Source organism: Streptacidiphilus sp. MAP5-3 (assembly GCF_041262505.1).
GTDB lineage: Bacteria > Actinomycetota > Actinomycetes > Streptomycetales > Streptomycetaceae > Streptacidiphilus.
This window is the reverse complement of the sequence record NZ_JBGCCL010000009.1, coordinates 246,070-256,887: the sequence shown is the minus strand read 5'-3', so window position 1 is coordinate 256,887 and position 10,818 is coordinate 246,070. Positions and strand designations below refer to the sequence as shown.

10 protein-coding genes are annotated in these 10,818 nt (G+C 72.4%); 4 read left to right on the top strand and 6 right to left on the bottom strand.

Going from position 1 to position 10,818, the window contains the following annotated elements:
* Positions 1-69: 69 nt before the first annotated feature.
* Complete coding sequence (locus ABH928_RS17080; RefSeq protein ID WP_370067103.1) at positions 70-837, bottom strand: SDR family NAD(P)-dependent oxidoreductase; 768 nt, start codon at positions 835-837, stop codon at positions 70-72.
* Between the two features lie 241 nt (positions 838-1,078).
* Here ABH928_RS17080 and ABH928_RS17075 point away from each other — a divergent pair, with 241 nt between their 5' ends.
* A complete protein-coding gene (locus ABH928_RS17075; protein WP_370067101.1) occupies positions 1,079-2,014 on the top strand; it encodes a helix-turn-helix domain-containing protein in 936 nt (311 codons plus the stop codon).
* A 638-nt stretch (positions 2,015-2,652) separates the two neighbouring features.
* Here ABH928_RS17075 and ABH928_RS17070 read toward each other — a convergent pair.
* From ABH928_RS17070 to ABH928_RS17055, 4 genes are all read right to left on the bottom strand, one after another.
* Complete coding sequence (locus ABH928_RS17070; protein ID WP_370067099.1) at positions 2,653-2,829, bottom strand: hypothetical protein; 177 nt, start codon at positions 2,827-2,829, stop codon at positions 2,653-2,655.
* Between the two features lie 221 nt (positions 2,830-3,050).
* The gene (locus ABH928_RS17065; protein ID WP_370067097.1) at positions 3,051-4,004 is read right to left on the bottom strand and encodes a prepilin peptidase; all 954 of its coding nucleotides are present in this window, start codon (positions 4,002-4,004) and stop codon (positions 3,051-3,053) included.
* A gap of 45 nt (positions 4,005-4,049) precedes the next feature.
* Entirely contained in the window at positions 4,050-4,190 is a 141-nt protein-coding gene (locus ABH928_RS17060; protein ID WP_370067095.1) for a hypothetical protein, read from the bottom strand.
* A 160-nt stretch (positions 4,191-4,350) separates the two neighbouring features.
* Positions 4,351-4,506: a hypothetical protein gene (locus tag ABH928_RS17055; protein WP_370067141.1), complete on the bottom strand. Its 156-nt coding sequence runs from the start codon at positions 4,504-4,506 to the stop codon at positions 4,351-4,353.
* Here ABH928_RS17055 and ABH928_RS17050 point away from each other — a divergent pair.
* Positions 4,460-4,765, top strand: a complete 306-nt coding sequence (locus ABH928_RS17050) for a helix-turn-helix domain-containing protein (protein ID WP_370067135.1) — start codon at positions 4,460-4,462, stop codon at positions 4,763-4,765. The two genes, ABH928_RS17055 and ABH928_RS17050, sit on opposite strands and share 47 nt — an antisense overlap.
* On the opposite strand, the gene ABH928_RS17045 is transcribed toward ABH928_RS17050, so the two are convergent.
* Entirely contained in the window at positions 4,662-4,937 is a 276-nt protein-coding gene (locus tag ABH928_RS17045; protein ID WP_370067139.1) for a hypothetical protein, read from the bottom strand. The genes ABH928_RS17050 and ABH928_RS17045 overlap by 104 nt on opposite strands.
* 551 nt (positions 4,938-5,488) lie before the next feature.
* On the opposite strand from ABH928_RS17045, the gene ABH928_RS17040 reads away from it, so the two are divergent.
* Both ABH928_RS17040 and ABH928_RS17035 read left to right on the top strand, forming a co-directional pair.
* The gene (locus ABH928_RS17040; protein WP_370067093.1) at positions 5,489-5,902 is read left to right on the top strand and encodes a hypothetical protein; all 414 of its coding nucleotides are present in this window, start codon (positions 5,489-5,491) and stop codon (positions 5,900-5,902) included.
* A 92-nt stretch (positions 5,903-5,994) separates the two neighbouring features.
* Positions 5,995-10,590 carry an HAD-IC family P-type ATPase gene (locus tag ABH928_RS17035; protein ID WP_370067133.1) on the top strand — a complete coding sequence of 1,532 codons (4,596 nt, stop codon included), beginning with the start codon at positions 5,995-5,997 and terminating at the stop codon, positions 10,588-10,590.
* The last annotated feature ends 228 nt before the right edge of the window (positions 10,591-10,818 follow it).

The following is a 10,818-nucleotide window of genomic DNA, read 5'->3' as shown; positions in this document are numbered from 1 at the left end:
CGGGGTGTGTGTTGTTTGGGGGCGTGCCCCCCGGGGGGTTCCCCCCCCCCCCCGGCGGGCCCGCTGTGTTCACCGGCGGGGGGGGCGCCCAATACCCAACCCCCCCCCGACGGAGGCGTGGCGGGGGCGGGTGACCATGTAGGCGACGCCGTCGGCGATGTCCTCGGGGGCCAGGACCTCGGTCGACTCGTAGAAGGGGTCGATCATGGCGTCGCGCACCTCGGCCTTGTTGTGCGAGCCCAGTTCGGTCGCCACGCCGCCCGGCTCCAGGACGCCGACGCGCACGTGCCGCTTGGTGACCTCCTGGCGCAGGGACTCGGTGAAGCCGTTGACGCCGAACTTGGTGAGGTTGTAGACGCCGTAGCCGTTCCACGCGACCCGGCCGGCGATGGAGCTTATGTTGACGATGTCGGCGACCTGGCGCGGGCCCTGTTCGGCGGCCTGCAGCAGGTGCGGCAGGGCGGCATGGGTGGTGTGGAGCAGGCCCTGGACGTTGACGGCGATCATGCGGTCCCAGTCCTCGGCGTCCGCGCCGAGGACTGGGCCCAGCAGCATCAGGCCGGCGTTGTTGACCAGGGTGTCCAGCCGTCCGAAGCGCTCGACCGCCTGCTGGACGGCCGCCTGGGCCTGGAGGCGGTCGGTGATGTCCGCCTCCACCGCCAGCGCTGTGCCGCCCGCGTTCTCGATCTCGGCGGCGAGGTCCTCCAGGCGGTCCTTGCGGCGGGCCACGAGCACCAGGGCGGCGCCGTCCTCGGCGAGCCGGCGGGTGGTGGCGGCGCCGATGCCGCTGCTCGCCCCGGTGACGAGCGCGACGGTGCCGGTCAGTTTCGATGCCATGGGGAGGGTTCTCCGTCTTCTTCGAGGGCTCCTTGGACTGCGGTGGCTGGCGGAGGCGTCACACCAACTGAAGGGGGCTCGGCCTGCCAGTGCCATGCCCTGTGCGGTGCAGCAGGGTTGCTATCCAGGCAACCACCCGCCAACCCCGCCTGGGGCCCCGTAGCGGGCACCGCTCCACCGGGGGTCTGGCAGTACCCCTTTCACGCGCCCGGGGCGTGAGTGCCCGCCGTACGGTGGATCCATGGACCGCAGCACCGAGATCCGTGAGTTCCTGCGCACCCGCCGAGCCCGGATCACCCCCGACCAGGCCGGCCTCGCCCCCGATCCGCGGGTCCGCCGGGTACCGGGGCTGCGCCGTGAGGAAGTCGCCCAGCTCGCCGGGGTCAGCGTCGACTACTACGTCCGCCTGGAACGGGGCCGCACCCAGGGCGTCTCCGAAGCCGTCCTGAACGCCGTCGCTGCCGCCCTAAATCTGGACGACACCGAGCGCGCCCACCTTTTCGACCTCGCCCAGCCCACCGCGGCCCGCAGCCACCGCAAGCAGCCCCTCAGCCCGCAGCGGGTCCGCCCCGTCGTCTACCGGACCCTGGAATCCCTCAGCGTCCCCGCCATCGTCCAGGGCCGGCGCATGGATGTGCTGGCGGCCAACCGACTCGGCTACGCCCTCTTCGCCGACTTCGAGGCCCGGCCCCGCCGCGAGCGCAACTTCGCCCGTTACGTCTTCCTCGACCAGGCCGCCCGCAGCTTGTACGGCGACTACTGGGAGAGGGCCGCCGGCGAATGTGTCGCGATGCTGCACCTGTACGCCGGAAGCCACTCCGACGACCCTCAACTCACCGAGTTGATTGGGGAATTGTCCGTCCAGAGCGATGTCTTCCGTCGCATGTGGGCCGACCACGACGTGCTCACCCACAGCACCGGCACCAAACGCCTCCGCCACCCGCTCGTCGGCGACCTCACCCTGGACTACGTGGTGTTGGCCATCCAAGGCGACCCCGATCAGACCCTCACCATCCTCACCCCCGAACCCGCCTCCCCCTCCGCCGAAGCCCTCGCCATACTCGCCAGCTGGACCACCACCAGCACACCCGCCACCGCTCCACCCGCCGCCGAAGGAACGCCCAACCGAGCTGAAACCGGCGGCAGCGACACGCCTCCACGGTTCTCCACCCAGTGAGCGGCGGTCAGCGGCACAGCAGGCGCACAGCTGGGAGGCAACGCGCCTGCGCTATACGAAGAAGGCACTGTTCGATTTCCACGGTCCGCTGGCTGCTGCCCAAACTCGTGAGCAACTGCTGCCGGAACTCGTGAACAGCGCCACGCCGCAAGGGCGTAGACGCAGGCGATCGTGCCGAGCACGGGACCGCGTTGGGTGGGTGGGCAGATGCGGGCGCAGGCCAGCTGCGAGGCGGTGAGGATGTACGCCTTCCCCACCCAGAGGTCGGCGGCGATCAGTCGCCCGCGCTCCTGCTCGCGCCGGTGCTGGGAGAGGAGTTGGAGCAGCGGGTCGGGGATTCCGAGGGGGCGGGGGCCCGCGCGGGACTTGGTGCCTTTGGTCTCGCGACGGATGTTGACCTCTGCGGGCAGTAGCAGGGCATGTGCCCGCAGAGGTCGCCGCAGCCGTGCTTGTAGCGGGGCCGCAGGCCGTTCTGGTGGACCGTCAGAACCCGCAGCTCGAAGTCGACGTCCGTCCACTCGAGACCGAGGACCTCGCCCCTACCGCAGGTCGAGCGCCAGCAATATGACCCAACGGGCAGGGTGCCGCGTCTTGTTGGCTAGTGCAGCGCCAGATTGATCATTCAGGGGTCTGATCGGTTAAGCGGGTGGGTCCCCGAGGTAGAGTCCGGCGGTGCCGTCGAGGGCGGTTTCGGGGGTGCCGAAAGGCGGGCCGGTGGGCAGGATGTTCTCCTCGTAGCGTTCGTTGCTGGACGTGAACGAGGCGAATCCCCACATTTCCGGGTGCCCGGTGTTCTTGAGCCGGCACAACTGCACGTCGCGGTCCTCGTCCTCGACGGTGGCGTCGATGTAGTCGATGTAGGCGTATCCGACCCGGTAGGGGACCTTGATCTAACCCATCCAGATGTTGCCAGCGCCCGGGCCGAGACCGGAAGTGTTGCCCCGTTCAGGCTCCGGACTCCGACCGGTACCGGACAGCCCTTGCCGACCCGCTCCACGTGCGACGGTGCTCGCCCGCAACCCCGGGCGGGAGGATGTCACAGGCTCGAACCGGCCGCGGTATCAGGCTTCGTGGATTCTGTCCTACGGCCGGGTCGGATGGAGTGTCCCGTCGCGGTGATCCAGACGAGCGCCGCGCACGTGAAGGCCGCACCGGCGAACACCAGCGGGTGCGCGATGGAATCCTCGCGCCCGCTCGCCGCCAGCGCTGCTGCCGCGGCGAGGGCCAGCGGCGGCAACGCGCGGGAGCGGCGTGTGCGGCCCCGCTCGCCACGTTCGCCCCGCTCACCCTGCTCGCCGCGTGGGAGCAGGGCGGTGGCCGTGGCGTGGCAGGCGCAGGCCAGCAGGGTGGCGCCGAGGACGTCGCTGGGCCGGTGCCAGGAGAGTGCTTGCACGGCGCCGGCGGTGACGGCGAGCCAGAGTGCGCCGAGGGCCGCGACGTACGGTCGGGCACTTGGGGAAACGACGACTGCGGCCCCGAGAGCGAGTCCGGCCGTGATGGCGGTGGTACCGCTGGGGAAACTCGCGCCGGTGAGTCCCTGCGACGCTGAGACGAGCCCGGGACGGGGCAGGACGGCGTGCAACGTCATCGCGGTCGCTACGGTGGCCACCGCGATCCCGATACCGGCGACGCCCTCGCGCCAACGTCGGCGCAGCAGCGCTACCGCCGCGATCAGGACGACGCCCGCGGCCATCGCCGCCGACCCCCGCTTCAGCGGCGGCAGGCCGGCTGCCAGGCTCCAGTGAAGGATCGACGCCCGGCCGGTCTGCCCGGCGACCAGCGCGTTCTCCGTTGACTGCCCGATCACACTCCAGGCCGCGAGGCCGTAGAGGCCGGCGAGCGCGAGCAGGAACCACAGGGCCGGTTTCAGTCGGGTGACCCGCCCGTGGAACGAGGCCGACTCATTTCGACGACCTGATCCGGCATTCAGCCCCGCCAACGCGGCTTCGGAGCGCGTTTGGGTCGCGATGGGCTGTTCCGGGTTGTGCATCGTTACCTACTCCTCGTCTGTTCGACGCGGACAGTCCTGCGGCGATCACGTCGCGTACTCGCTGCCCGAGCACCACGCCGACCGTTCCGTCCTCGGCCACACGTCGCGGTCCTCGTCCTCGACGGTGGCGTCGATGTAGGCGTATCCGGCCCGGTAGCGGACCTCGATCTCAGTGATCTGCGGCAAGCGTCGAGCATAAGTGGTCAGGCGCTGGTGCAGGGCCGCTGCCTTGGCGGCGCTCGGTCTGGCCATGAGGCCTATCTTGCCCGACCCGGCGGCAGCGGTCGGCACCAGTGCACCGGACCGGTGCCGACCGCGAGATCATCGGCAGATCAGTGAGCTGATCTCAGGGTGGGGCGATGGCGGCGAGCAGTCCGTTCGTGATCGAGTTGACCGAGGCCGAGCGGGGGGTGCTGGAGCGGTTGGCCTCGTCGCGGACCGCACCGTCCGGGCAGGTGCAGCGGGCATCGGCGATCCTCGCGTTGGCCGAGGCTGCATCCAACGCGGCCGTCGCCCGGGCTGTGTACCGACACCTCGACACCGTCCGCGCCTGGCGCAAGCGCTTCGCTGCCGAACGGCTGGCTGCCCGCGCGTCACCTGGACCGGCCACTCGATGGACGCACCACCGGCCCGAGCGGGTGCGGGAAGATCGCACGCTCAGTCAGCTCGGTCAAGACTCTGCCGAACCAGCCGGGTGGCGACGGGCAGAGCCAACTGGACGAACGCACCGGCGCCGGACGCGGTGGCAGCGCTGGCCATGACGGCATCTGCGCAGGCGGCGGCTCCGGGCCGCAGGAGGCCTGCCGCGGGGAGGCGCGGCAGGGGGATGGTCAGGGTGCGGTGGGCCGCGTCGCGACGCGGCCAGGTGAGTTCGATGTGCACGGCCGGGTCTCGCTTCCGGTCGGGCTGATCACGGGCGACTACGCGCTGCACCGCGGCGCACCTCCGCCGTTGAGCGTGCCGGTGGCAGGCAGGGGGCCGGGTGCGATGCGCACGGCGGTCGCGAGCGCCGCGATCAGGCGGTGATGGGCGACGGGTGCCCTGGGAACGGGCGTGGACTTCGCCAGGGACTCATCTCCCCCACCTCCTTCCGGCATGGACACGCGCGGGTGTCGTCGAGTTCTCGTGAGGCACGCATGGCAGCGGGCCGGGGTGGGCGGATGTGCTCGCGCACGCCGGTCACCCGCTGAGACGCGGATATATGTCGAGATTCGTCCGGATTCGGCTACTTTGTCAACATGGTGTAGGTGACACAAGGTGAACAAATGGTGTCCCTTGGATTCCCTGAGCGCCGTCCCCGGCCTTGAGTAGCGATCGGAGAAGGCATGAGCGGCAGTACCAGCGCGTCACCCGCGGCCTCACAGCCCTCGGGTTCTTCCGTCCTGTTGCATCCAGTCGAGGCTGTGGCCTCGGCGGTACGGCACGTACCGGGGGCCTCGACAGTCAAGGGGGCCTTCGACGGCGTTCTGGACACCATCGGCGTGGTGTCGCCCCACACGCGACGCGTCGCGGCGTACGCAGGCGCGGGTCTGCTCGGTGCGGCGGGAGTGGTGGAGTGGCCGGTGGCTGCCGCCGGAGCGGCGGTCGTGTGGCTGACACAGCCCCTGCGCAAGGGCGAACGCGAGTCGAACGCGCCCACAGCCGCCTCCGGCGGTGTGCGACCGGGCTCATCCCCGGCCGCAATGAAGCCGGCGAGCACGGCGAAGGCGACAACTGGCAAGGCGGGTACGCACAAGAGAGCCACGCCCAAGACATCGGCGTCCACAGCGACCGCGGCGAAGCCGTCCGCAGCCAAGAGCTCACGGGCCGCGGCCTCGACCGCCCGTCGCGGACCGACGACCCGGCCGCAGTCCGCCGGTGCAACGCGTGCCACGTCCAAGGGCAGGCGTGAGGCCTGAGTGGACGCCTGCCCGATCGCCCTCGCTGCCTCAACAGAAACCCAGCCCGCGCCAGTCACCGATCGCGCCCTGCCCGCCCGGCACGGCAGGCCCTGTTGCTGCGCCTGCTGACCCGGCTGCCGGCGGCCGGTGTGGGTCTGGCCCTCGCCACGCCCGTCGAGGTTGCGCGCCGCGTCGTTCCGGCGACCGAAAGCGTCGCGCGCCTTGCAGCCGAGCTCGCCGACGCCGGTGTCCACGCCGCCGCCGGTGCGGCAGCCGCCCTGACCGCCTCGGCGACCCGCCTGAGCACCGTCGCCCACAACGCGCTCACGCCGCACGTCGGCTACTGGCGCTCGGGCCCGCGACTTCACCTCCCCCTGACACCGGATCCCGACCTGGGCGGGCTCGACGCCCGCCGCCTGGAGGCGGCGGCCAAGCACGTCGCGGTCGATCTGGCCGAGCACCCCGATGTACTGACCGCTTACTGGGACGGCGGCCTGGGACGGCTGGTCGTCGTACTCGCCGAGGACGCGGCCGGAGACGAGGTGGTCAAGCACGCCACCTGCCTGGCCGAGAGCCGGGGTCTGGCGCGTCCGCCGGAGCAGGTCCTGGAGCGAGTGCACCCGGGCCACCCGGGCGGCGTGCGGTCGCAGACGATCGCGCTCACCTTGGACGCGGTGGGACTCGCCGCGGCGGTCAGCGCGCGCACCGTCCGCCTGCGAAGCTCCTCACGCCTGGCCTTGGCCGTGGTCGCGTTGGCGCGCGAGGACTCCCGGGTGCAGGCTCTCCTGCGCGAGCGCGTCGGGTCGGCGTGGGCCGAGGTGGTGACGGCCGCGGCCGGGGCGGTCGCACACGGCGTCGGGCAGTCGCCCAGCTCGCTCGCACTGGACGCGGCGCTTCGCGCGACCCAGTTGGCGGAGGCAGTCGCCCGCGCCACCGCGTTCGACCACGCACACGACGCCGTCTGCACACCGGACCGGCTGAGCCTGGCCGGGACGCGCGTCGCCCGCCCGCCGATCCACTCGCGACCGGGTGATCAGTACGGCGATCAGGCGGTCACCACCAGCCTGTTCGGGGCCGCGGCGACTCTGCTGTTCACCCGCGACGTGAACGAGGCGGCCGAAGCGGTGCTGGTCGGCTCCCCCAAGGCCGCCCGCTACGGCCCGGAGGCCTTCGCCGCCTTCCTCGGCACCGCGCTGGCCCGCCAGGGAGTGCTCGTCCGCGACACCGAACGGCTGCGGCAGTTGGAGGTGGTCGACACGGTCGTGCTGCACCCGGACGCCCTGCGCGGCACCCGGCGGACCGTGCTCAAGGTGCACCCCAGCGCGACCGACTGGGACCACGACAAGCTGTGGCACGCGGCCACCGTGGCGTTGCACCCGACCGCCGAGCGACCGGAACCTGCCGGAACGCCGTCACTCGACCTGCGTCCGGTGCCGGACACGGCGAGCTCCCCCACCGGACTGATGATCGCCTCCTGGCGCGGCGCCGAGATCGGCACCGTGCTGGTCGGCTGGGAGGTCGACCCGCTCGCCGACTCCGCACTGGACGCGGCCCGCCGGGCCGGCCTGTACGTGGTGGTCCAAGACGACGGCTCCCTGGGCGAGTTCGCCGCTCTCGCAGACGAACGCGTCGATGCCGCAATGCCGTTGGCCCAGGTCGTGCGCAGTCTGCAGGAGCGCGGCCGGGTGGTGCTCACGGTGGCGCGCATCCCGGGAGGCGCGGCGGCCGGCACCCCGTCAGCGCGCGCCCACCGGCGCGAGGTACTCGCGGGCCTGCTCCGCAGCGATGTCGCGGTCTCGCTGACACACGATCAGAACGCGGTCGTGTGGGGCGCGGACCTGCTCGCGCTGGGCGGGTTGGACGGGGTGTGGCGCCTGCTGACGACCGTTCCGTCCGCGCGCATGGTCGGCCGCCACTCCAAGACCTTGGCCGAGGCCGGCGCGGCGTTGTCGGGTCTGCTGGTGGCCACCCGCGGCTCCCGGCCCGGACGCGCCTCCCTCCCGGCCGGCCTGCGGCTCAGCCCGGTCAACGCCGCCGCGGCCGTGTCCCTGCTGCTTGGCTGGTACGCCGCCTATGCGGTGGTCTCGCGCGAGACACCGCACCCCGGACCTCGGGTGGCCTGGCACGCGCTGCAGCCCAGGGAGGTTCTGTCCCGGCTCTCCGCCGCGCGACGTACCACGCCCACGGCGGTGGAGGCCGCGCGGCAGAGCGCGGCACGCGCGCTGGGCAGCGTGGTCGGACTGCCGGTCTTCGCCCCCACCCGGCACACGGTCCGCCTCCTGGCCGCCATCCGCGCGGAACTCGACGACCCGCTGACGCCGGTGCTGGTCGTCGGTGCGACGGCCTCCGCACTGCTGGGCTCCACCGTGGACGCGCTGCTGGTCACCGGTGCGCTCGGGGTGAACGCGACGGTGGGCGCCGTCCAGCGGCTGCGCGCCGAACACGCGCTCAGCCAACTGGTGGTGAGCCAGGGGCAGATCGCCCGCCGGGTCGCCGAACAGGGCGTCGCGGACGCCACCGACACGGTCGATGCCGCAGGGCTTCGGCCCGGCGAGGTCATCGAGCTGCTCACCGGGGACGTCGTCCCGGCCGACGCCCGGCTGCTGGAGGTCGACGGCCTGGAGGTGGACGAGTCCTCCCTCACCGGCGAATCACTTCCCACCGCCAAGCAGGTCGACGCCACACCACGGGCGTCCGTCACCGACCGCCACTGCATGGTCTTCGAGGGCACCACGATCGTCGCCGGCCGAGCCCGCGGCGTCGTCGTGGGCACCGGCGAGGACACCGAAGCCGGACGAGCCGCACACCTGGCCTCCCGCACGGCCCCCGCCTCCGGGGTCCAGGCCCGGCTTCGGGAACTGACCAACCGGGTGCTGCCGCTCACCCTCGCCGGCGGCGCCGCCGTCACCGGCCTGTCGTTGCTGCGCGGCCGACCGGTACGCGAGGCAGTCCAGGGCGGACTCGCGGTCGCAGTGGCCGCCGTACCCGAGGGCCTGCCCCTGGTCGCCACGGTCGCGCAGCTGGCCGCCGCACGGCGGCTCAGCCGGCACGGCATTCTGGTCCGCACCCCGCGCACCCTGGAGGCGCTGGGCCGGATGGACACCATCTGCTTCGACAAGACCGGCACCCTGACCGAGAACCACCTGCGGGTCGTCCACGTCGTCGCCCCGAACGGCGCCACGCACCCCGCCGGTTCCCCGAAGGCCGCACCGGTCCTGCGCACCGCAGCCCGCGCCTGCCCCCACGACGCCGACGAGAACGGCGTCCACGCCCACGCCACCGACGAGGCGATCCTCGCAGCGGCGCCGGGCGACCCGCAGTGGACGCCCGGCGACATGCTTCCCTTCGCGGCCAGCCGCGGCTACGCGAGTGCCACCGGTGCCGGCGCCGACGGCAGGCACCTGCTGGTGGTCAAGGGCGCGCCGGAGGTCGTGCTGCCCAACTGCCCCAAGGCCGGCGCGAACGCGATGGCCGCCGCGCACGCGCTCGCCGAACAGGGCCTGCGCGTCCTGGCCGTCGCCGTGCGCCGACTGCCCGCTGACCACGCCTCAGAGGCCCTCGACAAGCCGCTTGAGGCTCTCGAACTGGCCGGCTTCGTGGCCCTGTCCGACACCCCGCGCACCAGCTCCGCCCCGCTGGTCGCTGAGCTGCTCCAGCTCGGCATCCGGCCCGTCATGCTCACCGGCGACCACCCGCAGACCGCCCGCACCGTCGCCACCACTCTGGGCTGGCCCGAGGACGCCGTTGTGGTCACCGGCGACCGACTCGCCGCCGAGGACCGGGCCGGCCGCGTCCGCCTGCTGGGCGACGCCTCCGTCGTGGCCCGCGTCGCCCCCGAGCAGAAACTCCAGGTCATCGAGGCGCTGCAACAAGCGGGACGGGTCGTCGCCATGGTCGGGGACGGCTCCAACGACGCCGCCGCGATCCGCGCCGCCGACATCGGCATCGGCATCGCCGCCCGTGGTTCGGCCGCGGCCCGCAACGCCGCCGACATGGTCCTCACCACCGACGACCTGACCGTCCTGCGCGACGCCGTCATCGAGGGCCGGGCGCTGTGGCGCAGCGTCGCCGACGCCGTCAGCATCCTGATCGGCGGGAACGCCGGCGAGATCGGCTTCAGCGTGCTGGGCACCCTGGTCTCCGGGACCTCGCCCCTGTCGACCCGCCAGCTCCTTCTGGTCAACCTGCTCACCGACATGTTCCCCGCGATGGCCGTCGCGGTGACCCCGCGCGACAGCGCAGGCAACGAGGAGTCCGCCGCGCTCGACGACTCCGGCCCGCTGAGCACCTCGGCGCTGGGAGAACCGCTGGCACGCCAGATCCGCCAACGCGGCATGGTCACCGGGCTCGGAGCCGGCACGGCCTGGCTGATCGGCACGCTGACGCCGGGGACCAGACGCCGTACCAGCACTATGGCCCTGTGCGGCGTGGTCGGTGCGCAGCTGACCCAGACCGTCGCCGGACGCAGCCGCAGTCCGCTGGTGCTGGCGACCGTGATCGGCTCCGCCGCTGTACTCGCCGCACTCGTGCAGACGCCGGTGCTCAGCCACTTCTTCGGCTGCACCCCGCTCGGCCCGGTCGCCTGGACAGGCGTCGCCGCGTCCATCGCCGTGGCCGCGCTCGGCCCGCGCCTGATGCCGCCGATCGAACACCTCGTCACCGAGATCGCGCCGCGCCTGCGCCCGACGATCCGCCTGATCCATTGAGTGGACCCGCACAGCAAACGCCAGGGCGCGCCGAACAGTGCGCCTCGGGGGCAGGTGGCCGCCGCACGCAGTTGAGAGGTCGCCACGAACAGCTCGCGACCAGTGTTCCCGTTGAGTCATGGGGCGACGTCCTGGCAGAAAGCAGCACGCTGGTTCGAGCCAGGCATCAGTTCGGTCTCCGTGGTGCGGCACGCTGGACCGCATGGCAAGCATCAAGTCTCTCCAAGA